The 26,265-nt window shown below is 56.0% G+C and carries 23 protein-coding genes; 13 read left to right on the top strand and 10 right to left on the bottom strand.

Annotated elements, in window-relative coordinates; all coding sequences use genetic code 11:
* Window position 1 precedes the first annotated feature (1 nt).
* Complete coding sequence (locus CKK19_RS06940; protein ID WP_032674096.1) at window positions 2-739, bottom strand: IclR family transcriptional regulator; 738 nt, start codon at window positions 737-739, stop codon at window positions 2-4.
* A 169-nt stretch (window positions 740-908) separates the two neighbouring features.
* On the opposite strand from CKK19_RS06940, the gene CKK19_RS06935 reads away from it, so the two are divergent.
* Window positions 909-1,601: an RraA family protein gene (locus CKK19_RS06935; RefSeq protein WP_022649701.1), complete on the top strand. Its 693-nt coding sequence runs from the start codon at window positions 909-911 to the stop codon at window positions 1,599-1,601.
* The gene (locus CKK19_RS06930) at window positions 1,601-2,545 is read left to right on the top strand and encodes a hydroxyacid dehydrogenase (RefSeq protein ID WP_063853842.1); all 945 of its coding nucleotides are present in this window, start codon (window positions 1,601-1,603) and stop codon (window positions 2,543-2,545) included. The genes CKK19_RS06935 and CKK19_RS06930 overlap by 1 nt, the downstream gene beginning before the upstream one ends.
* Before the next feature lie 30 nt (window positions 2,546-2,575).
* Here the strand turns inward: CKK19_RS06930 and CKK19_RS06925 are convergent, their stop codons facing one another.
* A complete protein-coding gene (locus CKK19_RS06925; RefSeq protein ID WP_063853843.1) occupies window positions 2,576-3,772 on the bottom strand; it encodes an NAD(P)/FAD-dependent oxidoreductase in 1,197 nt (398 codons plus the stop codon).
* A 228-nt stretch (window positions 3,773-4,000) separates the two neighbouring features.
* On the opposite strand from CKK19_RS06925, the gene pitA reads away from it, so the two are divergent.
* On the top strand, window positions 4,001-5,500 hold the full coding sequence (gene pitA, locus CKK19_RS06920) for an inorganic phosphate transporter PitA (RefSeq protein WP_022649706.1): 1,500 nt from the start codon (window positions 4,001-4,003) through the stop codon (window positions 5,498-5,500).
* A 54-nt stretch (window positions 5,501-5,554) separates the two neighbouring features.
* Here pitA and uspB read toward each other — a convergent pair whose 3' ends face one another.
* Window positions 5,555-5,890 (bottom strand): universal stress protein UspB, encoded by a 336-nt coding sequence (gene uspB, locus CKK19_RS06915; RefSeq protein WP_003861224.1) that lies wholly within the window; start codon window positions 5,888-5,890, stop codon window positions 5,555-5,557.
* 283 nt (window positions 5,891-6,173) lie between these two features.
* On the opposite strand from uspB, the gene uspA reads away from it, so the two are divergent.
* Window positions 6,174-6,611, top strand: coding sequence for a universal stress protein UspA (gene uspA, locus CKK19_RS06910; RefSeq protein ID WP_003861223.1), 438 nt, complete (start codon window positions 6,174-6,176; stop codon window positions 6,609-6,611).
* 92 nt (window positions 6,612-6,703) lie between these two features.
* Here uspA and rsmJ read toward each other — a convergent pair whose 3' ends face one another.
* Both rsmJ and prlC read right to left on the bottom strand, forming a co-directional pair.
* The gene (gene rsmJ / locus CKK19_RS06905) at window positions 6,704-7,456 is read right to left on the bottom strand and encodes a 16S rRNA (guanine(1516)-N(2))-methyltransferase RsmJ (protein ID WP_032671543.1); all 753 of its coding nucleotides are present in this window, start codon (window positions 7,454-7,456) and stop codon (window positions 6,704-6,706) included.
* A 7-nt stretch (window positions 7,457-7,463) separates the two neighbouring features.
* Entirely contained in the window at window positions 7,464-9,506 is a 2,043-nt protein-coding gene (prlC, locus tag CKK19_RS06900) for an oligopeptidase A (protein ID WP_063163701.1), read from the bottom strand.
* A 208-nt stretch (window positions 9,507-9,714) separates the two neighbouring features.
* Between prlC and CKK19_RS06895 the strand changes: the two genes are divergently transcribed.
* The 3 genes from CKK19_RS06895 (at window position 9,715) to CKK19_RS06885 (ending at window position 13,813) form a co-directional block, all read left to right on the top strand.
* Window positions 9,715-10,557, top strand: a complete 843-nt coding sequence (locus CKK19_RS06895; protein WP_022649709.1) for a 23S rRNA (adenine(2030)-N(6))-methyltransferase RlmJ — start codon at window positions 9,715-9,717, stop codon at window positions 10,555-10,557.
* Between the two features lie 71 nt (window positions 10,558-10,628).
* Window positions 10,629-11,981 carry a glutathione-disulfide reductase gene (gorA, locus tag CKK19_RS06890; protein WP_022649710.1) on the top strand — a complete coding sequence of 451 codons (1,353 nt, stop codon included), beginning with the start codon at window positions 10,629-10,631 and terminating at the stop codon, window positions 11,979-11,981.
* A 182-nt stretch (window positions 11,982-12,163) separates the two neighbouring features.
* Complete coding sequence (locus tag CKK19_RS06885; RefSeq protein WP_063152548.1) at window positions 12,164-13,813, top strand: alpha,alpha-trehalase; 1,650 nt, start codon at window positions 12,164-12,166, stop codon at window positions 13,811-13,813.
* A 110-nt stretch (window positions 13,814-13,923) separates the two neighbouring features.
* Here the strand turns inward: CKK19_RS06885 and CKK19_RS06880 are convergent, their stop codons facing one another.
* Entirely contained in the window at window positions 13,924-15,510 is a 1,587-nt protein-coding gene (locus tag CKK19_RS06880) for an STY4199 family HEPN domain-containing protein (RefSeq protein ID WP_063853844.1), read from the bottom strand.
* A 146-nt stretch (window positions 15,511-15,656) separates the two neighbouring features.
* On the opposite strand from CKK19_RS06880, the gene CKK19_RS06875 reads away from it, so the two are divergent.
* Window positions 15,657-16,196, top strand: coding sequence for a GNAT family N-acetyltransferase (locus CKK19_RS06875; protein ID WP_225455083.1), 540 nt, complete (start codon window positions 15,657-15,659; stop codon window positions 16,194-16,196).
* 71 nt (window positions 16,197-16,267) lie between these two features.
* Entirely contained in the window at window positions 16,268-16,606 is a 339-nt protein-coding gene (locus CKK19_RS06870) for a lysozyme (protein ID WP_022649714.1), read from the top strand.
* Here CKK19_RS06870 and CKK19_RS06865 read toward each other — a convergent pair.
* Both CKK19_RS06865 and CKK19_RS06860 read right to left on the bottom strand, forming a co-directional pair.
* Window positions 16,585-17,187: a response regulator transcription factor gene (locus CKK19_RS06865; RefSeq protein WP_022649715.1), complete on the bottom strand. Its 603-nt coding sequence runs from the start codon at window positions 17,185-17,187 to the stop codon at window positions 16,585-16,587. The two genes, CKK19_RS06870 and CKK19_RS06865, sit on opposite strands and share 22 nt — an antisense overlap.
* A 174-nt stretch (window positions 17,188-17,361) precedes the next feature.
* Window positions 17,362-18,120: an SDR family NAD(P)-dependent oxidoreductase gene (locus CKK19_RS06860; RefSeq protein WP_023298834.1), complete on the bottom strand. Its 759-nt coding sequence runs from the start codon at window positions 18,118-18,120 to the stop codon at window positions 17,362-17,364.
* Between the two features lie 119 nt (window positions 18,121-18,239).
* Between CKK19_RS06860 and CKK19_RS06855 the strand changes: the two genes are divergently transcribed.
* The 3 genes from CKK19_RS06855 (at window position 18,240) to CKK19_RS06845 (ending at window position 21,798) form a co-directional block, all read left to right on the top strand.
* Window positions 18,240-19,139 carry a LysR family transcriptional regulator gene (locus tag CKK19_RS06855; protein WP_045308794.1) on the top strand — a complete coding sequence of 300 codons (900 nt, stop codon included), beginning with the start codon at window positions 18,240-18,242 and terminating at the stop codon, window positions 19,137-19,139.
* Between the two features lie 50 nt (window positions 19,140-19,189).
* Window positions 19,190-20,215, top strand: a complete 1,026-nt coding sequence (gene yhjD / locus CKK19_RS06850) for an inner membrane protein YhjD (RefSeq protein WP_022649719.1) — start codon at window positions 19,190-19,192, stop codon at window positions 20,213-20,215.
* 260 nt (window positions 20,216-20,475) lie between these two features.
* The gene (locus tag CKK19_RS06845) at window positions 20,476-21,798 is read left to right on the top strand and encodes an MFS transporter (RefSeq protein WP_022649720.1); all 1,323 of its coding nucleotides are present in this window, start codon (window positions 20,476-20,478) and stop codon (window positions 21,796-21,798) included.
* A gap of 93 nt (window positions 21,799-21,891) precedes the next feature.
* Here the strand turns inward: CKK19_RS06845 and CKK19_RS06840 are convergent, their stop codons facing one another.
* A complete protein-coding gene (locus CKK19_RS06840) occupies window positions 21,892-23,934 on the bottom strand; it encodes an AsmA family protein (protein ID WP_063853845.1) in 2,043 nt (680 codons plus the stop codon).
* Between the two features lie 65 nt (window positions 23,935-23,999).
* Window positions 24,000-24,773, bottom strand: a complete 774-nt coding sequence (gene pdeH / locus CKK19_RS06835) for a cyclic-guanylate-specific phosphodiesterase (RefSeq protein WP_063853846.1) — start codon at window positions 24,771-24,773, stop codon at window positions 24,000-24,002.
* Between the two features lie 230 nt (window positions 24,774-25,003).
* On the opposite strand from pdeH, the gene CKK19_RS06830 reads away from it, so the two are divergent.
* A complete protein-coding gene (locus CKK19_RS06830; RefSeq protein ID WP_063148101.1) occupies window positions 25,004-25,933 on the top strand; it encodes a sugar kinase in 930 nt (309 codons plus the stop codon).
* Window positions 25,934-26,265: the final 332 nt, after the last annotated feature.

Genomic DNA, 26,265 nt, shown 5'->3' with positions numbered 1-26,265 from the left:
CTTAGAGACTCTCTTCCGCAGTATCCTGCGTTTCCCCATAAAACTGCTGGCAAAAAGGCTTACTGGCCCCCATTTTCTGTGACAGGCGGCTGGCGGTGGCATGCATTAGCTGGCTGATCCCCTGTTCACGGCGATCTTCAGTCAGTCTGGAGATGGGCCCGGTCAACGCCAGCGCCGCAATCAGCTTGTCATTGACGCCGAAGACGGGCATTGCGAACGCCGCAGTATGCGGGTCACGGGCGCCTGCGGTATAGAGCGGAACAGCGGGCTCCCCCTCTGGCAGCGCGTCATTAAGGCCCCAGTGGCGAAGCACTTTACTGATGGCAGAATCGTCCAGCGGAAACTGAGTACCCGGCAGATTGCTGTGACGCAACCCGTGCGATGCTTCTGCCCGGAACAGGCACAGACGTTGCCCGCCTTCTAACACATACCAGCTGGCGCTCTCCTGAGAGGCCTGTGATAACGCCTGAAGCTCAGGCTGCACCACCCGGGAAAGATGGAAAGATTGTTCATAAAGTTTGCCAAGGTAAAGCAGACGTGGGCCAAGCGCATAATTGCCGTCATCATGCCTGACGACATAGTTCATTCGCTCAAGCGAATTCATTAACCGGTAAACCGTGGTTTTGTGATAACCCGATAGCTGCGCCAGCGCGGTCAGCGTCAGGCTCTCATCGCCGGGACGGAAGCAATCCAGTAAAGCCAGCGCCTTTTCGACCGCTACAACGCCTTCGTTACCCATCATCATCTCCTTTTCTGCTCGGCAGTGAGTGTACCTCAATTTTTGTGAGTCACTTCGTGTTTACATCACAAACGCCATCGCAGATCTGGCTAATGGGAAAGTAACACCGCTATAGTTGTTTTGTATTGTACACCTGCATTGTACACAGTAAAACAATATGGAGGCATATATGTCCGTTTCTGAAAAATCATTGATTAATCGTCAGGTCGAACGCGTATCGGCTGAACAGGTTCACCAGGCTGCCGAGTATCAGGCCGCCATTCTGGCGGATGTTGCCGGTCGCCGCGGTACACTCCATGGTCGTATCAAACCGCTCGCGCCTCACATGGCCGTTGCGGGCCCGGCAGTCACCGTGGAGGTGCGCCCGGGAGATAATCTGGCCATCCATGCCGCAATGGCCGTAGCACAGCCTGGCGATGTGTTGGTTGTTGACGGGAAAGGCGACCTGACCTGTGCGCTGCTCGGTGAGATTATGGCGACGCAGGCCCAGGCAAGCGGTATTGCGGGCATCATCATTGACGGGGCGGTACGTGATGCCGATACCCTGAGTAAAGGGCACTACCCCGTCTTCGCCGCCGGTCTTAACCCCTGTGGCCCGACAAAATCCATTCCTGGCCGGGTTAATCACCCCATCTCTATCGCTGGTGCAACGGTACGAGCCGGAGATCTGGTGGTCGCGGATATCGACGGCGTGGTGGTGATCCCGCGTGATGAAGTGCAGGCCGTTATCGCCATGGCCAAAGGGAAACTCGAAACAGAGACCCGACGTCTTGCTGCTATTCGTGAGGGCGATTTACGTCCACACTGGCTTAACGACGCGCTGCGTAAGGCAGGCATGTTATCTGACGGGGAGACGCTGTAATGGAAGACAAACGCGTTGTACTGGTCACGGGATGCGACCTGGCGGACCAGGCTGTCAACATGCTGCGAGACTTTGACGTGGTGTATGCCGGTCACCAGCCTACAGAAGATCAGCTGGTTACGCTGTGCGAACGGCACAATCCTGTGGCCATCCTGGTGCGTTACGGCAAAATAACCGCAAGGATCATGGATGCAGCCCCTGCATTACAGGTTATATCGAAACACGGAAGCGGCATTGACGTGATAGACCAGCCAGCGGCAGCGGCGCGTAATATCGCCGTTCGTTCCGCCCCCGGCGCCAATGCGGCAGCGGTTGCAGAACATACCTGGGCATTGATTCTTGCCTGTGCCAAATCGGTGGTCACCCTTGATAAACGCCTGCGCGACGGGCACTGGGATAAAGCCACGCACAAATCTATCGAGCTGGAAGGCATGACGCTGGGGCTTATCGGTCTGGGGGCGATTGGCTCGCGGGTTGCGCTGGTGGGGCAGGCATTCGGCATGCAGATTTTGGCGTATGATCCTTACGCTAAAACGATGCCATCTGGTTGTGAACGGGCAAACACCTTACCCGACCTTTTATCCCGTGCCGATGTTATCTCATTGCATTGTCCGCTCACTGACGACAACAGAGGAATGATCAACGCAGACACGCTCGCGCACTGTAAACGTAACGCGATTCTGGTGAACACAGCGCGCGGCGGGTTAATTAACGATGAAGCCCTGTTACACGCGCTGAAGGATGGAACCTTGCACAGCGCAGCACTCGACAGCTTTAACAGCGAGCCACTGACCGCCCCGAACCTGTGGCAGACCGTCGATAACGTCATCATTTCGCCGCATATTGGCGGCGTCAGCGCAGCGTCATACATCAAGATGGGAACCGTGGCCGCCAGCAATATTCTGGACGTTGTACACCTGGCTGACGTCGCCGTCAGCCCCTGAAATGCAATGATGAATGACCGCGCCCGCTTGTCATTTACCCTCAGCCAGCGCCTGCGCGCATGCCCAGGCACTGGCCCACGCCCACTGGAAGTTATACCCGCCGAGCCAGCCGGTCACGTCCATCACTTCACCAATGAAATAAAGACCCGGCACGTTGCGGGCTTCCATCGTGCGGGATGAGAGTTCGTTTGTATCCACGCCGCCCAGCGTCACTTCCGCCGTGCGGTAGCCTTCGGTGCCGTTTGGCTGCACGCGCCAGTTCGTCAGCGTCTCCACCAGCGTGTCCTGCTCGCGGCTGTTGAGCTGCTTAAGCGCAACATCCGGAATTTGCTCTAACACCTGCAAGCACTCCACGAGACGCTTCGGCAGCTGCATCGCCAGGGTATTTTTCAGGCTTTGATTCGGGTGCGCGGCGCGTTGCTCATTGAGGAAGGCGTCCAGATCGCAGTCCGGCACCAGGTTTACGGAGACAAACTCCCCCGGCTGCCAGTAGCTGGAGATCTGCAATACCGCTGGCCCCGAGAGACCGCGATGGGTAAAGAGCAGGTTTTCGCGGAACACCGTGCCGTCTTCGGCCGTAATGACCGACGGCACAGACACGCCGGAGAGCGTCTGAAGCTGTTCCAGCAGCGGCTTATGCAGCGTGAACGGCACCAGCCCGGCGCGCGTGGGTAATACTTTCAGGCCAAACTGCTCGGCGATTTTGTAGCCGAACGGTGAGGCACCCAGCCCCGGCATCGAGAGGCCGCCGCTGGCGATCACCAGGTTATCGGCGCTGACGGTTTCGCCGTTGAGTTGCAGCGTGTACCCTTGCTCGTTACGGGCGACGTCCAGCACTTCGGTGCGCAGGCGCATGACTACGCCGCCTTTCTCGCACTCGGCCACCAGCATATCCACGATTTGCTGGGCAGAGTCGTCGCAGAACAGCTGTCCCAGCGTCTTCTCATGCCACGCGATGCCGTGTTTACCCACCAGTTCGATGAAATCCCACTGCGTGTAGCGCGCCAGCGCAGATTTACAAAAATGACGGTTCTGGCTCAAATAGGCCGCAGGCTCGACATAAAGATTAGTGAAATTGCAGCGCCCGCCACCGGACATCAGGATCTTGCGGCCAGGCTTTTTTCCGTTATCCAGCAGCAGCACACGACGACCCGCTTGTCCGGCCATTGCCGCACAAAACATACCCGCCGCACCGGCGCCAATTACTACGGCATCAAACCTTTCCACGTCAAAATCCTCTTCGTTAACTGCCGCGGATTGTAAAGTTTCCTCAGTGGTCGCACCAGCGTAAAAAGATATTACAAAGCCATTTCATTGATATTTAAAGATTATCTATTCAGGCACATTTCTCAAATCAGGTGGTATGTCAAAAAAAGTCTATATTTCACTTTGCCCGTTGCGCATTTGTCCTGGATAATGCGCCGCGTTCATGTCCTCAAAATGGCGTAACGTCCTATGCTACATTTGTTTGCCGGCCTGGATTTACATACCGGGCTTTTATTATTGCTTGCTCTGGTTTTTGTGCTGTTTTACGAAGCGATCAATGGCTTCCACGACACTGCAAACGCAGTTGCAACGGTTATCTACACTCGCGCAATGCGATCGCAGCTTGCGGTCGTTATGGCGGCGGTATTTAACTTTTTTGGTGTCCTCCTGGGCGGACTGAGCGTTGCCTATGCCATTGTGCATATGCTGCCAACGGATCTGCTGCTTAACGTGAGTTCCGGTCATGGCCTGGCCATGGTGTTCTCAATGCTGCTTGCTGCGATTATCTGGAACCTCGGTACCTGGTATTTCGGCCTGCCGGCATCCAGCTCTCACACCCTTATCGGCGCGATTATCGGTATCGGTTTAACTAACGCCCTGATGACCGGTACATCGGTTGTTGATGCGCTGAACCTTCCTAAAGTACTGGGTATTTTCGGCTCTCTGATCATCTCCCCTATCGTCGGTCTGGTGGTAGCAGGTGGATTGATTTTCATCCTGCGTCGCTACTGGAGCAACACGAAGAAACGTGCACGTATCCACCTGACGCCAGCAGAGCGTGAGAAGAAAGACGGCAAGAAAAAGCCACCGTTCTGGACGCGTATCGCGCTGATCATTTCCGCTATCGGCGTCGCCTTCTCTCATGGCGCGAACGATGGTCAGAAAGGTATCGGTCTGGTGATGCTGGTTCTGATTGGCGTCGCACCGGCAGGCTTCGTGGTTAACATGAACGCCTCTGGCTATGAGATCACCCGTACCCGTGATGCGGTAAACAACGTTGAGACTTACTTCCAGCAGCATCCTGATTTGCTGAAGAAAGCGACCGGCGTAGACCAGCTGATCCCTTCTCCTGACTCTGGCGCACTGACTGCACCGGGCGAGTTCCATTGCCACCCGGCAAACGCGATTAACGCGCTGGAACGTGCGAAAGGCATGCTGGCCGATATCGAAAGCTACGACAAACTGGCTGTAGAACAGCGTGGTCAGCTGCGTCGTATCATGCTCTGTATCTCCGACGTGACCGATAAAGTCGCGAAGCTGCCAGAGGTCAATGCTGACGATAAGCGTCTGCTGAAGAAACTGAAAGGCGATATGCTCAACACCATTGAGTACGCGCCAATCTGGATCATCATGGCGGTCGCGTTGGCGCTGGGTATCGGTACGATGATTGGCTGGCGTCGTGTGGCGACCACCATCGGTGAGAAGATCGGTAAGAAAGGCATGACCTATGCTCAGGGCATGTCCGCGCAGATGACGGCGGCAGTGTCTATCGGTCTGGCGAGCTACACCGGTATGCCAGTCTCCACCACCCACGTACTCTCTTCGTCCGTGGCAGGTACCATGATTGTTGACGGCGGCGGTTTGCAGCGTAAAACCGTGACCAACATTCTGATGGCCTGGGTGTTCACCCTCCCGGCGTCCATCCTGCTGTCTGGCGGTCTGTACTGGATTTCGCTGAAGCTAATTTAATCGGCTGAAGGCGACAAAAAAGCGGGTCAGGAAACTGGCCCGCTTTTTTTATGCTCAGTGCCATATCATCAGCGCAATCATACTCACCACAACCAGACCACACAGGGCGCTGGTCAAAATGAACTGACGACGCAGGCGCTCGCAGCGACGGATAAACTCTTCATCGTGGTGATCGCGGTAGCGCTGGTAGTAGATATACCCCACCAGACGCATCTGCTTGCTGGGCTGTCCGTGCGAGGTGAAGAACCCTCCACCGTCCACATATTGATAAAGCAACGGATCGCAACCACGAAGTACCACTAACAGCGCACGTAACGATGAGAAGTAGCGCGCCATATTCACTATGCAAACCACGCATAACGCCCAAAACAATGCGACGGTGCTAATCATACATCCTCCCCGGCGTCCACCCACGAAGCAAGGCTCCTGAGCTACCGCACCCCAATGCCCTGACAGACAGTTCAGTGAAAGAATGACTAAAAGTCGATCCGGTTCGCGTTTTAATATCCGAACGGCTCATTAAATAGTGTAGGAGATCCGTTAATTTTTTTGCCACAAGGTTAATCGTTATCAACACCAAAGCTTGAAAAATATGTTTAACTGGGCCGTAATGAAAGCATCAGACGACGGCTTTCCCATTTAGTCATCGATAACTTAAGGAAGGAGTAACACTATGGCTTACAAACACATTCTTATCGCGGTAGACCTCTCCCCGGAGAGTAAAGTGCTGGTTGATAAAGCAGTATCCATGGCACGTCCCTACAACGCGAAAGTTTCGCTGATTCATGTTGATGTGAATTACTCCGACCTCTACACCGGTCTGATCGACGTGAATCTCGGCGATATGCAGAAACGCATCTCCGAAGAGACTCACCACGCGCTGAGCGAGCTTTCTACCAACGCGGGCTATCCAATCACTGAAACCTTAAGCGGTAGCGGCGATCTGGGCCAGGTGCTGGTTGATGCGATTAAGAAATACGATATGGACCTGGTGGTATGCGGTCACCATCAGGACTTCTGGAGCAAACTGATGTCTTCCGCACGTCAGCTGATTAACACCGTACACGTGGATATGCTGATTGTTCCACTGCGTGACGAAGAAGACGAGTAAGTGCAAAAAAGCCCGGTGGCGCTAACGCATACCGGGCCTACAAGCGGCACTGAATGTAGGCCGGGCAAGGCGAAGCCGCCACCCGGCTTTTTTTATTCCGGCGTACCTGAGTAGATATCAAAGCGATGCCCTTTGGTGGTCACCGCGTTAGTGGTCGCAACGTCCGCCAGCGGCGGCGCATAGTCAGGACGTTTCACCACCACCCGCTTCGTCGCCAGTTGACGAGCCGGCTCCAGCAGGCCATCGGCATCTAAATCTGGCCCCACCAGCGACTGAAACACCCGCATCTCTTTCTTCACCAGCGCGCTTTTCTGCTTATGCGGGAACATCGGGTCGAGATAGACCACCTGCGGGCGCGGGGTGATATCGGTCAGCGCCGTCAGGCTGGAGGCATGAATAAGTTGCAAACGTTCCTGTAACCACGAGCCGATTTCCGGGTCCGCATAGCCTCGCGTCAGCCCGTCGTCGAGCAGCGCGGCGACAACCGGATTACGCTCCAGCATCCGCACACGGCAGCCCACCGAGGCCAGCACAAACGCATCGCGCCCCAGCCCCGCCGTGGCGTCCACCACGTCCGGAAGATAGCTCCCTTTAATGCCAACCGCCTTGGCCACCGCTTCGCCGCGACCGCCGCCGAACTTACGCCGATGCGCCATCGCGCCGCCGACAAAATCGACAAAAATCCCGCCAAGCTTTGGCTCATCGCGCTTGCGCAGCTCCAGATGTTCCGGCGTCATCACCAGCGCCATCAGGTTCTCTTCATCATGTTCCAGCTCCCAGCGGGCCGCCAGAACAGATAAGGCGCCGTCACCGGCGCCTGTTTCATCTACTAAGCAGATCTTCACGTAGCAATCAGCCTTTGATTCCGTAATGCTCCAGCATCGCATCCAGCTGCGGCTCGCGGCCACGGAAGCGTTTGAACAGCTCCATAGGCTCTTCTGAACCGCCGCGGGTCAGGATGTTGTCGAGGAACGACTGACCGGTTTCGCGGTTGAAAATCCCCTCTTCTTCGAAGCGCGAGAAGGCATCCGCCGCCAGCACGTCGGCCCACAGGTAGCTGTAGTAGCCTGCGGCGTACCCGCCTGCGAAGATATGGCTGAACGCGTGCGGGAAGCGTCCCCAGATCGGGCCTGGAATGACGGCAACCTGCTTTTTAATCTCAGCCAGGGTTTCGAGGATTTTCGCCCCCTGCTCCGGGCTGAACTCGGCGTGCAGGCGGAAGTCGAACAGGCCGAACTCCAGCTGACGCAGGATAAACATCGCCGCCTGGTAGTTTTTCGCCGCCAGCATTTTATCCAACAGTTCTTTCGGCAGCGGTTCGCCCGTTTCGTAATGACCAGAGATAAACGCCAGCGCGTCCGGCTCCCAGCACCAGTTCTCCATAAACTGGCTTGGCAGCTCGACCGCATCCCATGGCACACCGCTGATACCGGCGACACCAGCGGTTTCGATGCGGGTCAGCATGTGGTGCAGGCCGTGACCGAACTCGTGGAACAGGGTGATCACTTCATCGTGGGTAAACAGAGCAGGTTTGCCGCTCACCGGACGGTTGAAGTTACAGGTCAGGTAGGCAACAGGTTTTTGCAGGGAACCATCCGCTTTACGCATCTGGCCCACGCAGTCGTCCATCCACGCCCCGCCGCGCTTGTTCTCACGCGCGTAGAGATCGAGATAGAAGCTGCCGCGCAGCTCGTTGTTCTCGTCATACAGCTCGAAGAAGCGCACGTCCGGATGCCAGACCTCGATGTCGGTACGCTCTTTCGCGGTAATGCCGTAGATGCGCTTCACTACCTCGAACAGACCGTTGACGGCTTTGTTTTCCGGGAAGTACGGACGCAGTTGTTCGTCGCTGATGCTGTAGAGGTGCTGTTTCTGTTTTTCGCTGTAGTATGCGATATCCCACGGCTGAAGCTCGTCCACGCCGAACTCCGCTTTCGCAAAGGCGCGCAGCTGAGCTAACTCTTTTTCACCCTGAGGACGGGCGCGTTTCGCCAGATCGGTCAGGAAGTCGAGCACCTGCTGTGGGTTCTCGGCCATTTTGGTGGCGAGGGATTTATCCGCGTAGCTGTCGAAGCCCAGCAGCTGTGCCAGCTCGTGGCGCAGGGCGAGGATCTCCGCCATCACCGGGCTGTTATCCCACTTACCGGCATTCGGCCCCTGATCGGAGGCGCGGGTGCTGTAGGCGCGGTACATCTCTTCGCGCAGGGCCTGGTTGTCGCAGTAGGTCATCACCGGCAGATAGCTTGGGATATCCAGCGTTAACAGGAAGCCTTCCTGCTCTTTCGCTTCGGCCTGGGCTTTTGCCGCCGCCAGCGCACTTTCCGGCATACCGGCCAGTTCGGATTCATCGGTAATCAGCTTCGTCCAGCCCATGGTGGCGTCGAGGACGTTGTTGCTGTACTGGTTGCCCAGCTCGGACAGGCGCGCGGCGATTTCGCCGTAGCGAACCTGTTTTTCTTTTGGCAGGCCAATCCCGGACAGTTCGAAATCACGCAGCGCGTTATCAACCGATTTTTTCTGCGCCGTGTTCAGTTCGGCATAATGGTCGCCGTCGCGCAGGTCGCGGTAGGCTTTGTAGAGCCCCTCGTGCTGGCCGACCCAGGTGCTGTACTCGGAGAGCAGCGGCAGGGTCTGTTCGTAGGCTTCGCGCAGCTCCGGGCTGTTTTTCACCGAGTTCAGGTGGCTCACCGGGGAGAAAATGCGCCCCAGCACGTCGTCCACTTCGGCCAGCGGCTGACACAGATTTTCCCAGGTGTACGGCGCGCCCTGCGCGACCACGTTCTCTACCGCCGCGCGGCAGTTTTCCAGCGACTGGGTAACGGCTGGAACCACATGCTCAGGGAGGATTTTAGAAAACGGTGGCAACGAAAAAGGCGTCAGTAATGGATTGGTCATAAACGCTGTCCTGTTGAAATAGATGAATGAAGCGCGCATCCGGCGCTGTGCATATTGTTTTCTGTAATGGGGTTAAGTGTAGAGGATTTCAATGCCGGAGGTTGTCGAAAAACGCCCTGTGGCGCTGCGCTTACCGGGCCTACGGGTAATCTGTGCCGTTCTGCTGTAAACTGTGGCAAATCGTCAATTCAGCGGAAAATCATTACCCATGCTCAGTTATCGCCACAGCTTCCACGCTGGCAACCACGCCGACGTCCTTAAACACACCGTTCAGAGCCTGATCATTGAAGCGCTTAAAGAGAAAGACAAGCCGTTTCTCTACCTGGACACCCACGCGGGGGCGGGTCGTTATCAGCTGAGCGGCGAACATGCCGAGCGTACCGGTGAATATCTGGAAGGCATCGCCCGTATCTGGCAGCAGGACGATCTGCCTGCCGAACTGGAGCCGTACATCGGCGTGGTGAATCATTTCAACCGCAACGGCCAGCTGCGCTATTACCCTGGCTCTCCGCTGATTGCCCGCCAGCTGCTGCGCGAGCAGGACAGCCTCCAGTTGACCGAGCTGCACCCAAGCGACTTCCCGCTGCTGCGCGCTGAGTTTCAGAAAGATAACCGCGCCCGCGTGGACAAAGCCGATGGCTACCAGCAGCTAAAAGCCAAACTACCGCCGGTTTCGCGTCGCGGCCTGGTGCTGATCGACCCGCCGTACGAAATCAAAACCGACTATCAGGCGGTGGTGGCCGGTATCAACGAAGGTTACAAACGCTTTGCGACCGGAACCTATGCCCTGTGGTATCCGGTAGTGCTGCGCGCGCAAATTAAACGCATGATCAAGGATCTGGAGGCGACCGGCATCCGCAAAATCCTGCAGATTGAGCTGGCGGTGCGGCCCGACAGCGACCAGCGCGGCATGACCGCGTCCGGCATGATTGTGATTAACCCGCCGTGGAAGCTCGAAGCGCAGATGAACAACGTGCTGCCGTGGCTGCACAAAACGCTGGTGCCAGCCGGTACGGGCCACGCCACCGTAAGCTGGATCGTGCCGGAGTAATCGCAGCCATCGGTGGAACCTATTGATTTCAGGTATACAATCGCGGCAATTCACGATTAAGGACAAAAGCTATGACTAAGCATTATGACTACATCGCAATCGGCGGCGGCAGCGGCGGCATCGCCTCCATCAACCGTGCGGCCATGTACGGCCAGAAGTGTGCGCTGATTGAAGCCAAAGAACTCGGCGGCACCTGCGTAAACGTGGGTTGTGTACCGAAGAAAGTGATGTGGCATGCCGCGCAAATCCGTGAAGCTATCCATATGTATGGCCCGGACTACGGCTTTGACACCACCATCAACCACTTCGACTGGGATAAGCTGATCGCCAGCCGTACCGCCTATATCGACCGTATTCACACCTCGTACGATAACGTGCTGGGCAAGAATAACGTCGACGTGATCCGCGGCTTCGCCCGTTTCGTGGATGCGAAGACGATCGAAGTGAACGGCGAGACGATCACCGCCGATCACATCCTGATCGCCACCGGTGGCCGTCCGAGCCATCCGAACATTCCGGGCGCGGAATACGGCATCGACTCCGACGGGTTCTTCGAGCTGCCTGCTCTGCCAGAGCGCGTTGCCATTGTAGGCGCGGGTTACATCGCGGTTGAGCTTGCTGGCGTGATTAACGGCCTTGGGGCGGAAGCGCACCTGTTTGTGCGTAAACACGCGCCGCTGCGTAGCTTTGATCCGCTAATCGTCGACACGCTGGTCGAGGTGATGAACGCCGAAGGCCCAACCCTGCACACCAACGCCGTGCCAAAAGCGGTGGTTAAAAATGCGGACGGTAGCCTGACCCTGGAACTGGAAGATGGCCGCAGCCAGACCGTTGATTGCCTGATCTGGGCGATTGGTCGTGAACCGGCCACCGACAACTTCAACCTGGCCGCAACCGGGGTGAAAACCAATGAAAAAGGCTACATCGTCGTTGATAAGTTCCAGAATACCAGCGTACCGGGTATTTATGCCGTTGGTGATAACACAGGTGCCGTAGAACTGACGCCGGTTGCCGTGGCCGCGGGGCGTCGTCTTTCCGAGCGTCTGTTTAACAACAAGCCGGACGAACATCTGGATTACAGCAACATCCCGACCGTGGTCTTCAGCCACCCGCCAATCGGCACCGTCGGCTTAACCGAGCCGCAGGCGCGCGAGCAGTACGGCGACGATCAGGTGAAAGTGTATAAATCGGCGTTTACCGCGATGTATACCGCGGTCACCTCGCACCGTCAGCCGTGCCGCATGAAGCTGGTCTGTGTGGGCCCGGACGAGAAGATCGTTGGCATCCACGGCATAGGCTTTGGCATGGACGAGATCCTGCAGGGCTTCGCAGTGGCGCTGAAGATGGGCGCAACGAAAAAAGACTTCGATAACACCGTGGCGATCCACCCCACTGCGGCAGAAGAGTTTGTAACAATGCGTTGATATTGATGCCCCTCTTCAAAGGGGCATTTTTTTAACATTCATAAATCGTTGCAAAACGAATGCTCCGAAAATCGTGATCTACCGCACATATCCCTCCACATCCACCGAAGCGAATGTCTACGCTTATAAGACGCCCGGAAAAACCTGTCTTTTAGAACACACAACCGGAGGTCCTTATCACCATGTTCAACCAGAAACTACAGGCTACCGAGAACATCGAGTTCGAGATTGCAGAAGAGCTGCGCTACGAGACCGATCCCTGCGAGTTGAAACTGGATGAAATGATTGAGGCGGAGCCGGAACCCGAAATGATCGAGGGGCTACCTGCCTCCGATGCCCTGACGCCTGCCGATCGTTATCTTGAACTGTTCGAACATGTGCAGTCGACACGGCTGTTTGCGGACAGCAAAACTTTCCCAGACTGCGCGCCGAAAATGGACCCGCTGGATATCCTGATCCGCTACCGTAAAGTGCGTCGTCATCGGGATTTTGACCTGGCGCGCTTTGTGGAGAATCACTTCTGGCTGCCGGAGGACTACAGTAAAGAGTATGTCTCTGATCCCGGCTTCTCCCTGAAAGAACACATTGATAACCTGTGGCCGGTGCTGACGCGCGAGCCGCAGGATCACATCCCGTGGTCGTCGCTGCTGGCGCTGCCGCAGGCCTATATTGTGCCCGGCGGGCGATTCAGCGAGACCTACTACTGGGATTCTTATTTCTCCATGCTGGGGCTGGCAGAAAGCGGTCGTAACGATCTGCTGAAATGCATGGCCGATAACTTCGCCTGGCTGATTGAGCGCTACGGACATATCCCGAACGGCAACCGCACCTACTACCTCAGCCGCTCCCAGCCGCCGGTTTTTGCCCTGATGGTGGAGCTGTTTGAAGAGGACGGCGTGCGCGGGGCGAAGCGCTATCTTGAGCATCTCAAGATGGAGTACGCCTTCTGGATGGACGGGGCGGACTCGCTGCTGCTCAACCAGGCCTATCGCAGTGCGGTGCGCATGCCGGATGGCTCATTGCTCAACCGCTACTGGGACGATCGTGATACGCCACGGGATGAATCCTGGATTGAGGACGTTGAAACCGCCCGTCATTCCGGTCGTCCGCCGAACGAGGTGTATCGCGACCTGCGCGCCGGGGCAGCCTCAGGATGGGATTACTCGTCCCGCTGGCTGCGCGATCCTGCGCGGCTGGCCAGCATCCGTACGACGCAATTTATCCCCATCGATTTGAACGCATTCCTGTTCAAACTGGAGAGCGCTATCGCCAATATCTCAGCGTCGAAAGGGGATAAAGAGACGGCTGAACTATTCCGCCAGAAAGCCAGCGACCGGCGCGCGGCGGTGAACCGCTATCTGTGGGACGAAGAGAACGGCTGTTATCGTGATTACGACTGGCGCCGTGAAGCCCTGGCGCTGTTCTCTGCGGCCAGCATTGTGCCGCTGTATGTGGGCATGGCGACCCATGAGCAGGCTGAACGGCTGTCCGATGCCGTTAAAGCCCGTCTGCTCACGCCGGGCGGTATTCTCGCCACCGAATATGAAACAGGTGAGCAGTGGGATAAGCCGAACGGCTGGGCACCGCTACAATGGATGGCGATCCAGGGGTTCAAGCAGTACGGCAACGACTCGCTGGGGGATGAGATCGCCTGGAGCTGGCTGCACACGGTAAACCATTACTACAAAACCCATCATAAGCTGATTGAGAAGTACCACATCGCCAGCAGCACGCCACGCGAAGGTGGCGGGGGTGAGTATCCGTTGCAGGATGGCTTCGGCTGGACGAATGGGGTGGTGCGGCGGTTGATTGGGCTGTATGGGGAGCCCTGAGTCTCACCCCTCACCCTGACCCTCTCCCCTGAGGGGAGAGGGGACTTAACGGTGCGGCCTTTTCTCCCTCGCCCCTTTGGGGAGAGGGCCGGGGTGAGGGGGAAAAATAATCAGCGGATCACCTCATAAATGGCAGTCTGGATGGACTGCCATTTTTTTGTACTGGCATCGGGCTGCGTCTTCGCGCGGCGCGTTGCCATATCGGCGTCGTGCTGCTGACGTTTCACTACCGCCGGGACGGTACAGAATGCTTTCAGGTACTGCTTACGCATAGACGTCAGCGATTCGCCGTTCGCCATCGCATGGCTAAGCGTATTAATAAAGCGTCGGCAGGGCTTTTGCTCTGTCATTTGCAGGCGGTAGCGCAACATCACTTCCAGCACGTCATCGTAGCCTGCCGACAATGCCTCCTCCGTCCATGACATTTTCCAGTCCATGCCACCCTGCAAGAACAGGAGCGCCACGCGGGTATCATTGCGGCTAATCGCTGAACGGAAGTTGTTTTCATCCCAGGTGACACCCATGCGCGTCAGCGTTTCTCGCGAGGAAGGCGTTTCGCGCATCTCCTGCACCGGCGCGGGAGATGCCGTGCTGGCCACAGTCGGCTGCGGTTTACTGCTGGTTACCAGCCAGGCTCCTCCCACGACAATCGCGATAACCATCACGCCAACCGCTCCCCACAGCACGCCGGAAATCAGCTGTTCGCGCTGCTCTGGCGTACGCGCGGCGCGCTGAGTCGGTTTCTCTATGCTGTCACGCACTTCAAACAGATCGCCGCCTGTTGTGCGGTCTATTTTTTGCGCCTTTTCCCAGAATGCATGCAGCTCGCTTTCATCCACCGCCATCAGCGCCGCCGGGTTAACGCGTGTCCGCCCTTCCTCAAACGCGCGCTGAACGGAGCGGGTGATCTGCGTGTAATAGCTGTCGAGCAGCTGGATTTGCGCCCCGCTCAACGGCTGCTGCACGGTGATGCTGTTGCGGATTTGACGGATATCTTCGAGGAAGGTTTGCAGGGTTTTGCGGGGTTCTACCAGCAGCGTCAGCATGTCCGGGGCGTTAAACAGCGACGTGTAGTAGCGGCTAAATTCTTTCTTATCCACCAGCAGCTGGGCCAGCTCACTAAATAACATGCCGCTCAGAACATCATTAATTTCACCGTTTTTCAGCCAGCGACGCACACGTTCAGCATTAAACAAGGTCTTAAGATGATTATTCAGCCGCACCGGATCGGGCCATGCCTGCTGTATCAATCCTTTTATCATCAACTCAATGGCACGCACCTGTTTCTGCGCCTGGAGCTGGCTCGCCTTGTCTGGCACCCTCCCGGTATCGTAGGTCAGAAGGGGCTGTTGCAGACGCAGATATTCAAGGGATGTGACGAAGCGCATCGCCGCAATCAGCTGGTTTTCGCTGACATCCTGCCCGCTTTCATACTGGGGAACGCGCTGCTGAAGCAAGCGTAATTGCAGCGTAAAGGCCGTCATTTCCGCATCATTCAGGTTCAGCTTTCTGGCTACGGCACCCCACCCGCCCAGCCCCAGGCGGGCGCTATCCAGTTGTTCCAGAAACCAGCGTGGATCTTTTCCTTCAGAAACATGTACATTCAACAGAAGTAAGATTTCAACAGACGCCTGGCGGATCGCCGCCAGACAGTGTTCAAACTGTTCGCGGGTATGATGCGATGAGCTAATCATCATTGTGTTCCTTGAGAGACAACGAGTACCGCCAAAGCGGCAATAAAAGTCGTTTTTCTTTTTATTTATAGGAGGTTAAACATACCTGACTTTCTGTTGAAATAAAGTGACAACCCTATAATCATTTGCAATGTCTCCGGAGGATCGTCATGCCCGCCTTAACCACCGCGCGTCTCACCTGCTTGCCGCTGCAAGAGCAAGACTGGCCCTTTTTTCTGTCGCTACAGCAAAATCCTGACGTGATGCGTTTTGTCGCCCATGAGCGTAGCGAGGCTGACATTCGGGAGGCCTTTGTGTCTCGTCTGTTGCCGTGGGCACCGGGCAGCTCGCACTGGCTCTGCCTTGTGGTGCGTGAGACGGCCAGCCAGACGCCGCTGGGCGTAACCGGCTATGTGCACCGGGAAGCAGATTGTGCCGAAGTCGGTTTTCTCTTTGCGCCCTCTGCGCAGGGGAAAGGTTACGGCTTTGAATCTCTGCGGGCGGTGTGTGATTTCGCGCTGACCCAGGGCAATATCCGTCGGCTCACCGCGACCGTGACGGCGGGAAATATCGCCTCAAGGCGACTGCTGGAAAAAAAAGGTTTTCAGCTGGAAGGTGAGTTGCGCGAGAGTTATTTCCTTTCAGGGCAATGGCATAACGACTGGCTATTCGGTTTACTGAAAAAGGAATATCCGTTCAGTAAAACCTGATCAACGGCCATTTGGCGGATATTCCCCGGGCTGTTTTCCCTTTATAGTTCCGCCATAAAGAGGAAACGCTTATGACGGGTTATGCAATGCAGATATCTTCTGCTGCAATCGCATTAATTAAAAAACAGCAGGGTCTTTCCCTGGAGAAATACCGTGACGAAAAGGGAATATGGGTTATAGGTTACGGTCACGTGATTCGCCAGTGGGAAAAATTTAACGGCCTCATCACGCCGACTGAGGCGGAGAATTTGCTTTTCAATGATATTCATTTATGTGAGTCGCTGCTGCGGGAAATGAACAAACGCCCATTAACCCAACAGCAGCATGATGCACTGGTATTAACGCTCTTCAGTTTTGGGGAAGATTCCCCTCTGCCAGAGAAGATCCTTCAGGCCGTCGCCCGGGTATAGTACATCGCGGCCTGCGTCCGGTTTTTGACATCAAGACGACGGAAAAGCGTCTCAAGATGGGCTTTTACCGTTGCCGCACTGATATTGAGATTACGACCTATCTCTTTATTTGACTCTCCGGCCGCCAGTAATTTCAATACCTCACGCTGGCGCTCACTTAACAATGACAGCTCATCATGAGAGGAGTGCTGGTTCATCCACTCGCCGGGAAAACAGACCATCCCTCGCGATACAGAATCCAGCACGGCGGAAAAGCGTTCGGGATTCGCATTACGAGGGATTATTGCCACCACGTTGCGCTGTAGCATTTGCTCAACCCAGCGAGGCTCTTTTTTCGTTAACACCAGCACCACGCGCGCTGTTGGAAAACGATTCATAATCTCTTCCGGTAAAGCCACACCGTTATCATGAATTAAATACCCATCTATCATGACGATAGCGGAAGGTGACGCGGATAAGTGTGCCCATAATTCATCAGTCTGACGAGTTCCTGTCAAATCTATTTCCGGAATTAATTTCTGCAAACTGCACTTCGCTCCATGAATAAATAATGACTGCCTGTCAAACATGATTACTCGCATCGTATTACTCCTCTGAGAATAGCGAAGGGGGATTCTACAGAGGCATTTTTTAAGAAAAAACTCAATGAATGGAGAGGTTACAATTCACCCAGCTCTCTTTATATCTTTCATCATTTAGACACACCTGCTTTAAGGATTTCCTTAAGAGGGTTCCCTCCCCCTTAAGTCTGAACATTACAGGAACATACCGCCTGAAACTTCAATACGTTGCGCATTCATCCAGCCCAGTTTGTCACTGAGCAACGCCGCAATGGCGTCACCGATATCATCGGGCAGGCCCACCCGTCCCAGCGCCGTCTGCGAGGCCAGCAGCTGGTTAAGCTCCGCATTATCCCTTACGCGTCCGCCTCCAAAGTCGGTTTCAATCGCGCCAGGCGCGATGATATTGACGGAAATTCCGCGCACGCCAAGCTCTTTTGCCTGATAGCGGGTCAGCACTTCCATCGCCCCTTTCATTGCCGCGTAAGTCCCTGAACCTGGCTGAGTAAAACGGGCCAGTCCGCTTGAGACATTCAGGATCCGTCCTCCGTCTTTTATGAGCGGCAGCAGCTGTTGTGTGAGGAAAAACGGACCTTTGAAGTGAATATTCACCGCATCATCAAATTGCGCTTCTGTCGTCTCGGTATAGGGTGCGTATAACCCTGTACCTGCGTTGTTCACTAAATAGTCAAAGGTGTCACGTTGCCAGACGTGTGTAAGGGTTTCCTTCACCTGTTGAGCGAAGCGCGCAAAACTTGCCGTATCGCCGACGTTAAGCTGCAATGCTGCCGCTTTTCTACCTTTTCCCTCAATTTCGCGTACAACTTCCTGCGCCTCCTGCTGACTGCTGTTCCAGGTCAGGATGATATCTGTCCCTTCCGCAGCAAGCTTCAAAACCGCATTTTTACCCAGGCCGCGGCTACCGCCCGTCACTAATGCAATACGTTCACGCATAATTCACCTCGTTTCGACTGCGATGAAGATTGAGAATGAGCTTATTAGATGGTAGAAAATCAATAAATAGTGCCGCCAACGCTTCACTGTTTCATTTCAAACAACAATGACCCATATCTATGGATAAAATATACGCAATGCAGCTTTTCCTTCGCGTCGCGGAACTGGAGAGTTTTACCCGCGCGGCGGAGACGTTAAGCCTGCCGAAGGGGAGTGTCTCGCGGCAGATCCAGGCGCTGGAGAACGCGCTTGGCACTCAACTGCTGCACCGCACTACCCGCCGCGTCAGCCTGACGCAGGACGGCATGGTTTATTACGAACGCGCAAAAGATCTGCTGATGAATCTGGACGAACTGGACGGCATGTTTCTGCACGACCCTTCCACCATCAGCGGTCGGCTACGTGTGGATATGCCCGTTGCCATTGCACGAAATGTCGTCATTCCGAAACTGCCTGCATTTTTACAACAGTTTCCCGGCATTGAGCTTGAGCTAAGCAGCAGCGATCGTCTGGTCGATGTCATCCGCGAAGGATTTGACTGCGTGGTTCGCGTGGGAAACTTGAAGGACTCCGGGCTTATCGCCCGCCCGCTTGGGAAGCTTTCAGTGATTAACTGCGCCAGCCCGGATTATCTCACGCGATTCGGCTACCCTGAGACGCTGGATGATTTGGGCTCACACGCCCTCATTCATTACTCCGCCACGCTGGGCACCCGTCCTCTGGGTTTTGAGTATTTCAACGGCAGCGCGACCCAGTGGATAAAAACGGGAGGCGTTTTGACGGTGAACAGCACGGAAACCTACCAGGCCGCCTGTATCGCCGGGCTTGGCATTATTCAGGCTCCGCGCGTCGGGGTGCGTGATGCCCTGCGCACGAAAAAACTCGTTGAGATCCTGCCGCAATATCGGGCTGAACCAATGCCCGTCTCCCTCATTTATCCCCACCGCCGTAACCTCTCCCGTCGGGTGCATGTGTTTATGGAGTGGCTTACCGAACTCACAAAAAGTTACGTGGACTAGTCGCAAGCTATAATTCAGTAACATCCAGCTCAACGAAAAGGAAAATGCGCGTGACGCCGGAAAATAACCCGCAACGACCGACTCAACATTTAGATTATGAACCCATCAAAAAGATGGATAACGAGCCTGAAGCGCCGAAGGAGCCTGGAACGACCAGCAAAGCGCTGGGCACCGTGACCGGCATAGCCGAAAAAATTCAGCAGATACCAGCGATTGCTCACCTGATCCGCGCCGCTGAGCGCTTTAACGACCGTATGGGAAATCAGTTTGGCGCGGCGATCACCTACTTCTCTTTCCTGTCGATGATCCCCATCCTGATGGTGTCGTTTGCTGCCGCCGGTTTTGTGCTGGCGTCTCACCCGACGCTGTTGCAGGACATCTTCAATAAGATCCTGACCAACGTCAGCGACCAGACGCTCGCCACGACGCTCAAAAGCACCATCAACACCGCCGTGCAGCAGCGTACCACCGTGGGTATCGTCGGGTTGCTGATTGCGCTCTATTCCGGGGTTAACTGGATGGGCAACCTGCGTGAAGCCATTCGCGCCCAGTCGCGTGACGTCTGGGAGCGTACGCCGCAGGATCAAGAGAAGATATGGGTGAAGTATTTGCGCGACTTTATCTCGCTGATTGGTCTGCTGGTGGCGCTGGTCATCACGCTCTCTATCACCTCGGTCGCCGGTTCTGCGCAGCAGATGATTATCTCCGCGCTGTATCTGGACTACATTGAATGGCTGAAACCGGCCTGGCGCGGTATAGGGCTTGCTATCTCCATCTTTGCTAACTACCTGCTGTTCTTCTGGATCTTCTGGCGTTTGCCCCGCCATCGGCCGCGCAAGAAGGCGCTGATCCGTGGGACGTTGATTGCCGCCATTGGCTTTGAGGTGATCAAAATTGTGATGACCTATACGCTGCCATCGCTGGTGAAGTCCCCCTCCGGCGCGGCCTTTGGTTCGGTGCTGGGGCTGATGGCCTTCTTCTATTTCTTCGCACGCCTGACGCTGTTCTGTGCCGCGTGGATCGCCACCGCAGAGTATAAAGACGACCCGCGCATGCCGGGAAAAACCCACCACTGATGTCCTGTCGGGCTGATATTTCAGCCCGATTCATCATTTCAGCATATAAATCCAGACCGTAACTTTTATTTAACTCAAAACCAGTTTTAATGACTGATATTTAAAATGTGTGAAGCATTTCATGGAAGTGTTTTCGCTGGCCTGAAAATTATCCGCTTTTTGTTGCTTTTATGACCATGTCACGCCTTTGTTACAGATTGAAATGTCGCTTTTGCTGTGCCTAATATGGCCCTTCGTTCGTCCAAAAATAAGAAAATATTATGCAAGCAACAGCCACCACACTTAACGAAGGGGCGGAACACGTTCCGGTCAACTCCCGCAATAAAGTCGTCGTCGCATCGCTGATTGGCACCGCCATTGAGTTCTTCGACTTTTATATTTACGCCACCGCTGCGGTCATTGTCTTTCCGCATATTTTCTTCCCACAGGGCGACCCGACGGCAGCCACGTTACAGTCTTTAGCTACCTTTGCTATCGCCTTCGTTGCGCGTCCTATAGGTTCAGCGGTCTTTGGCCACTTTGGCGATCGCGTCGGTCGTAAAGTGACGCTGGTTGCCTCACTGCTGACGATGGGGATCTCCACCGTCGCCATCGGCCTGCTGCCGACCTATGAAACTATCGGCATTCTGGCGCCTGTGCTGCTGGCGCTGGCGCGCTTTGGTCAGGGCCTGGGGCTGGGCGGGGAATGGGGCGGCGCGGCGCTGCTGGCGACCGAGAACGCCCCGGCGCGTAAGCGTGCCCTGTATGGCTCTTTCCCACAGCTGGGTGCGCCGATTGGCTTCTTCTTCGCGAACGGCACCTTCCTGCTCCTCTCCTGGCTGCTGACCGATGAACAGTTCATGAGCTGGGGCTGGCGTATTCCGTTCGTCTTCTCTGCCGTGCTGGTGCTGATTGGCCTGTACGTGCGCGTGTCGCTGCACGAGACGCCGGTCTTCGCTAAAGTCGCCGCGGCGAAAAAGCAGGTTAAAGTTCCGCTGGGGACGCTACTGACCAAACACCTCCGCGTGACCGTGCTGGGTACGTTCATCATGCTGGCGACCTACACGCTGTTCTATATCATGACCGTGTACTCAATGACCTACAGTACCGCCGCCGTACCGGTCGGACTGGGCCTGCCGCGTAACGAAGTGCTGTGGATGCTGATGATGGCGGTTATTGGATTTGGCGTGATGGTGCCCATCGCGGGCCTGCTGGCGGATAAATTTGGCCGTCGTTCAAGCATGATCGTCATCACCTCGCTGATCATCCTGTTCGCACTGTTTGTCTTCCCGCCGCTGCTGGGTTCAGGTAGCCCTGCGCTGGTGATGGCGTATCTGCTGATTGGTCTGAGCCTGATGGGGCTGACCTTTGGCCCAATGGGCGCGCTGCTGCCGGAGCTGTTCCCGACTGAAGTGCGTTATACCGGCGCGTCGTTCTCCTATAACGTTTCGTCTATTCTGGGCGCCTCGGTGGCCCCGTATATCGCCACGTGGCTTCAGGCGAACTATGGTCTGTTCTATGTGGGTGTCTATCTGGCGGCAATGGCAGCGTTGACGCTGATTGCGCTGCTGCTGACGCACGAAACTAAGCATCAGACTCTGTAAGCGAATGCCGGGTGGCGGCTACGCCTTACCCGGCCTACGATCCACATGTAGGCCGGGTAAGCGCAGCGTCACCCGGCAAGAACAGGCCACACCTTACTTCTTCATCTGCGACAAAATCGTCCGACACTGATTCGCTTCGCCTTCTGACGGCGAAATCAACGCCAGCAGCGCCGCCGCAGGGGTGACCAGCGTGGCGAGGGCGGCGGCAACCGCACCGCGCGCAATCAGCGGCCCGGCCTTCACGCCCGCCTGCGGATCTTTGAAGGTCCCGCGAACGTAGAGCGGCGAGCGCAGGGTGATGATGCGAATGCCTTTACTTTCCGGATCGATGGTTAAATCCAGCTGCTCGGACGCCATGCTGGCGGTACCGGTGATGTTGATAACCGCGTTTTCCGTGTCGAATGCGAAAATCTGCGGACGCGCCACACCGTTGACCAGGTCCACGTTTGCCGCCGCGCAGTTCACGCGCACTTCATCGTCTCCGAAGATTTGTCCGACGATGAAGTTACCGACGTTCAGCCCCAGGATCTCCATCAGGTTACGGCTCACCAGCCCGTCGTTCATTAGCAGCTTCAGGTTGCCGTTTCCGCTGCCTAACAGCGCGGCCACAGAGTTACCCGTGCCGCGAATGTCCGCATCGCCGTTCATCTCACCAAGGGTTTTCTGCATCAACTCCACGTCCGGCATCAGCTCTTTCAGCTTCAGACGACGCGCCTGGATCTCCGCCCTTCCCTGCATCGGCTTTTTATCCCCCTCCAGGTGGATATTCGAGGAAATGGTTCCCCCGGCCATGCCAAACTTCAGCGGTTGCAGGCGCAGATCGGCGTTTTTCAGGATGATATGGGTCGAGAGGTTGCTCAACGGCAGCGTGCTGCCATGCTCAATTTTACGTCCTTTGAAGCGCACGTCCGCATCCATTACGTCCCACTTGTCGGTTTCGAAGCGGTCATAGGGCAGCACTTTACCCGCAGGCTGAGCGTCCTTTTTGACCTCTTTTGACTTCGTGCCTTTACCCGAATCTACGCCAATCAGCGGACCAAGATCGGCTAGACGCAGCTGGCGGGATTCAACGTCCCCCTCCAGTTTCGGGCGCGGTTTTCCGGTGGTGTAGGTCAGCGTGCCGTGTATATCGCTATCGCCGATGCGGCCGTTGAACCCCCGGTAGTCAAAGACGGACGATTTTTCAGCGTCGATTTTTGCGACCAGCCGCCCGTCCGTTTCAAACGGCGGGGTATCCGGCAGCAGCACGCCGGTGAGATCGTACAATTCACCCAGCGAATCCCCGGCAAACTTAAGCTGGAGGTCGACGCCGCCCATGTTCATCGGGTCGTTAACCGTGCCCACGAACGCCACGCGGGTATTGCCCGAGCGGAAGTCCGCCTGCACCGGGAACGGCGTGCCCTCACTCCTGAGCGCCAGCATGCCGCCGATTTTGCCTTTACCGGTCAGTGGCTGGCCGTTGTAGCGCCCTTTCGCTGTCAGGCCGAAGACGTAATCGCCAGCTTTGCTGTCATCGCCTTTGGCTTTGCTGCCCGTCACTTCGCTAAACGGCAGCGGCTTGCCCAGCGGATCGACGAGGATCTCCACGTCAGCCTTACTTACTTTATCGTCAATGGCGATCTGCCCCCGATCGAACAGAATATTGTCGAGGCGGAAAGACCACGAAGAGGGCTGCGCATTCGGATCTTTATCGCCGCTGCTGGCGAGATCGAACGTCCAGTTGTTGGTTTTCTCCGACAGGCGAATCAGCCGCGCGTCGGGCTGCTGAAGTTTGATCCACGGCAGATACACCGTTTTGGTTAACAGGGCTAACGGCGCCAGCGTGGCTTCCACGCGCGGCAGGTGGATCATGGTCACTTCGGGGATGTCCGGCGGGTTGCCAAGAATGATGTCGTCAGCGTGAACGTGCGGCCAGGGCACCCAGCTTCGCCAGCCGGTTTCCTCTTTCTGACGCTCCCACACGACCCCCAAATCGCCACGTATTGCGAAGGGGCGGTTTAGCTCGGTCGAGACTTTCTGGTTGATGGTCGGTTTGAGGCGGTTCCAGTCAAACGTGGCGATAATGATGATTAAGACCACGATCAGCAACAAGAAAATCCCTGCTGTCCAGGAAATCACCCTGGTTGTTTTTGTCATTGTTGTCCCCTTTCCTGATGAACTTGCCTTTAAAACTATAGTTCAGACAAAGGGAAGCGGGCAGATCAGAGGGTGGTTATCACCTTTTCCAGGGTATCCATGGGGACAGGACGAGAGAGGAAATAACCCTGTGCCGCCGCTGCCGGAGAATTTTGCACGTCGCGCCACTCTTCCAGCGTCTCTACGCCTTCCACAATGACGCCCTGGCAATAGCGGTTCATCAGTTGCAGGAGCATCGTAAACAGGTTCCGTCCTTCCGGTGTCTGGCGCAGCATGATAAACAGATCGCGGGCCACTTTGATGTAGTCATAACGCACTTCGCTCAGGGCGGAGAAGTTGGCCATACCGGTACCGAAATCATCCAGCCACAGCGGGCCAAACTCACACATCGAGGCAAATGAGGAGTCCTGCGGCAGCTGAACATGTTCCACCAGCTCGAAGCGCATCCACGGCAGGGTGGCAATCAGCGCCTGCAGCGTCGCATTCTGACGTAACGCCATCAGGGTTGGGCCATCCACGTTCACCGAAGCCAGAATACCGTGCTGCTCGAAGAACGCCTGCTTCGTCGCCAGCATTCTCAACTGCTCTTCCAGCACGTCGATGCGCTGACGCACGGCAACCTCCGCAAAATAGCGGTCCGGCGCGATACGCTGCGAAGGGTTCGATGGATGAGTGACGACCGTTAACACCTCAATTGCCATTAACCGACCGTCAGTACGGTAGATAGGCTGATAGGTGTACGCTCGCTCACATTGCAGCCAGCAGCGATGCTCCTGCAAGTTCTCAATACTTGCCTCAGGCGTAGTGCTCAGCCGCTGGATAACCTGCTCTGACTTCATTTCGGATGTCCTGTTGTATGGGATAGCCTTTCTGGACTCGTCACTGAGTTATCGGCCCGCCAGGTGAGAACTTTATGTTCAATTCAGCGGGAAAATGAAATTAAGATGACAGAAATATGCCGGAACACGCGCTGGCTCAAAAAAAATAATGGAACGTCGTTTTAATATGGTTGACCGTAAAAAACACACAGCGCACACTACCCTTAATTACTCTGTTCAGGTTCACGACTATGTCTAAGAAAATTGCCGTGATTGGCGAATGCATGATTGAGCTGTCCCAGAAAGGCGCGGAAGTCAGCCGCGGTTTTGGCGGCGATACATTGAACACCTCCGTTTACATTGCCCGTCAGGTCGCCCCCGACGCGCTGAGCGTGAGCTACGTTACCGCGCTGGGAACGGACAGCTTCAGCCAGCAGATGCTGGAGGCCTGGCAGGGTGAAAACGTTGAAACTTCGCTGATCCAGCGAATGGAAAACCGTCTGCCGGGTTTGTACTACATCGAAACCGACAGTACCGGCGAGCGCACCTTCTATTACTGGCGTAATGAAGCGGCTGCCAAATTCTGGCTGGAAAGCGATGCCGCCGCTGCGATTTGCGAAGAGCTGGCCACCTTCGATTACCTCTACCTGAGCGGGATCAGCCTGGCGATCCTGAGCCAGCAGAGCCGTGAAAAGCTGCTGTCACTGCTGCGCGAATGCCGTGCCAACGGCGGTAAGGTGATTTTCGATAACAACTACCGTCCGCGCCTCTGGGCCAGCCGTGAAGAGACGCAGCAGGTGTATCAGCAGATGCTGGAATGCACCGATATCGCCTTCCTGACGCTGGACGATGAAGATGCCCTGTGGGGTGAAAAGCCGGTTGATGAGGTCATCGCCCGGACACAGGCCGCTGGGGTCAGCGAAGTGGTGATTAAGCGCGGGGCGGAGTCTTGCCTGGTGGCGGTGGCGGGTGAAGCCGTGAAAGAGGTGCCGGCGGTGAAGCTGGCGAAAGAGAAAGTGATTGATACCACTGCGGCGGGCGATTCTTTCAGCGCGGGGTATCTGGCGGTACGTTTGACGGGAGGTACGCCAGAAGCGGCAGCGCAGCGCGGACACTTGACGGCCAGCACGGTGATTCAGTATCGCGGAGCGATTATTCCGCGCGAGGCGATGCCTGCTTAAGGAATGGGCGGGCTGATGCCCTCACCCTAACCCTCTCCCACAGGGCTGAGGGTTCCCCACAAATTAATGCGAGCACTGAGCAATCCCCTCGCCCCTCCGGGGAGAGGGTGAGGGTGAGGGGAACATACGGCGGTGGTGGTCATTCCGTTCACTTTATGTTCCTTGCTACTCTGTAACGACATGACCGGTGAACGTGCCAGGGTGGCTCAGTCGCCACCACCCTGGCGACCCGGGCTCCCGGCGGTAAATCGCCGCTTCGCGGTGACCTCGGCTTATTCCTTCCGGCTTATCGGGTACGGGCGGAGGCAACGTCCCTGTAAAGCCGCCCTCTC

The sequence above is a fragment of the Enterobacter sp. CCUG 70166 genome, from assembly GCF_020224095.1.
GTDB lineage: Bacteria > Pseudomonadota > Gammaproteobacteria > Enterobacterales > Enterobacteriaceae > Enterobacter > Enterobacter intestinihominis.
Note: the sequence above shows the minus strand (reverse complement) of the source record. Positions and strands in the feature narration are given on the sequence as shown.

Excerpts from the sequence above, each read along its gene's own strand:
- CKK19_RS06940 (WP_032674096.1), bottom strand. The coding sequence starts at position 739 with ATGGGTAACGAAGGCGTTGTAGCGGTCGAAAAGGCGCTGGCTTTACTG.
- CKK19_RS06935 (WP_022649701.1), top strand. The coding sequence starts at position 909 with ATGTCCGTTTCTGAAAAATCATTGATTAATCGTCAGGTCGAACGCGTA.
- CKK19_RS06930 (WP_063853842.1), top strand. The coding sequence starts at position 1,601 with ATGGAAGACAAACGCGTTGTACTGGTCACGGGATGCGACCTGGCGGAC.
- pitA (WP_022649706.1), top strand. The coding sequence starts at position 4,001 with ATGCTACATTTGTTTGCCGGCCTGGATTTACATACCGGGCTTTTATTA.
- uspB (WP_003861224.1), bottom strand. The coding sequence starts at position 5,890 with ATGATTAGCACCGTCGCATTGTTTTGGGCGTTATGCGTGGTTTGCATA.
- uspA (WP_003861223.1), top strand. The coding sequence starts at position 6,174 with ATGGCTTACAAACACATTCTTATCGCGGTAGACCTCTCCCCGGAGAGT.
- prlC (WP_063163701.1), bottom strand. The coding sequence starts at position 9,506 with ATGACCAATCCATTACTGACGCCTTTTTCGTTGCCACCGTTTTCTAAA.
- CKK19_RS06895 (WP_022649709.1), top strand. The coding sequence starts at position 9,715 with ATGCTCAGTTATCGCCACAGCTTCCACGCTGGCAACCACGCCGACGTC.
- gorA (WP_022649710.1), top strand. The coding sequence starts at position 10,629 with ATGACTAAGCATTATGACTACATCGCAATCGGCGGCGGCAGCGGCGGC.
- CKK19_RS06885 (WP_063152548.1), top strand. The coding sequence starts at position 12,164 with ATGTTCAACCAGAAACTACAGGCTACCGAGAACATCGAGTTCGAGATT.
- CKK19_RS06880 (WP_063853844.1), bottom strand. The coding sequence starts at position 15,510 with ATGATGATTAGCTCATCGCATCATACCCGCGAACAGTTTGAACACTGT.
- CKK19_RS06875 (WP_225455083.1), top strand. The coding sequence starts at position 15,657 with ATGCCCGCCTTAACCACCGCGCGTCTCACCTGCTTGCCGCTGCAAGAG.
- CKK19_RS06870 (WP_022649714.1), top strand. The coding sequence starts at position 16,268 with ATGACGGGTTATGCAATGCAGATATCTTCTGCTGCAATCGCATTAATT.
- CKK19_RS06865 (WP_022649715.1), bottom strand. The coding sequence starts at position 17,187 with ATGCGAGTAATCATGTTTGACAGGCAGTCATTATTTATTCATGGAGCG.
- CKK19_RS06860 (WP_023298834.1), bottom strand. The coding sequence starts at position 18,120 with ATGCGTGAACGTATTGCATTAGTGACGGGCGGTAGCCGCGGCCTGGGT.
- CKK19_RS06855 (WP_045308794.1), top strand. The coding sequence starts at position 18,240 with ATGGATAAAATATACGCAATGCAGCTTTTCCTTCGCGTCGCGGAACTG.
- CKK19_RS06845 (WP_022649720.1), top strand. The coding sequence starts at position 20,476 with ATGCAAGCAACAGCCACCACACTTAACGAAGGGGCGGAACACGTTCCG.
- CKK19_RS06840 (WP_063853845.1), bottom strand. The coding sequence starts at position 23,934 with ATGACAAAAACAACCAGGGTGATTTCCTGGACAGCAGGGATTTTCTTG.
- pdeH (WP_063853846.1), bottom strand. The coding sequence starts at position 24,773 with ATGAAGTCAGAGCAGGTTATCCAGCGGCTGAGCACTACGCCTGAGGCA.
- CKK19_RS06830 (WP_063148101.1), top strand. The coding sequence starts at position 25,004 with ATGTCTAAGAAAATTGCCGTGATTGGCGAATGCATGATTGAGCTGTCC.